Source organism: Parendozoicomonas verongulae, from assembly GCF_009711465.1.
Lineage (GTDB): Bacteria > Pseudomonadota > Gammaproteobacteria > Pseudomonadales > Endozoicomonadaceae > Sansalvadorimonas > Sansalvadorimonas verongulae.
Window position 1 is genome coordinate 1,610 of the sequence record NZ_SMME01000773.1, and the last position, 299, is coordinate 1,908.

At 43.8% G+C, this 299-nt stretch carries 1 protein-coding gene; it reads left to right on the top strand.

The window, feature by feature from the left end; translation table 11 throughout:
• Positions 1-299 (top strand): hypothetical protein (locus E1189_RS25300; protein WP_230460220.1); only part of this gene is annotated, 299 nt, incomplete at both ends.

The window sequence follows — 299 nt, forward strand, 5'->3', positions numbered from 1 at the left end:
AAGAGTCAGTCAGTATCGCTCTGCCATTCTGCTTGGGGCTCCCAAGTGGAAGAATACAAGCCTGGAGAAGAAAGCTGATGAGCTCAGTGAGCATTATTGCCAATCTTGTCCTGATAAAAAGGCATTACGTGAACGGTCATTCGCTATTTCTCGTAAATATTCTGAGCTTATCAAAGAAGCTTTCTCAGATTATGTGTATCAGACAGCTCATGTTAATGGAGGGGGGATAACCGCCTGTTGGATTGATGCTCATGTCGGATTTGCGATACATCAAACAGGACACCATATTCCTCAATCAG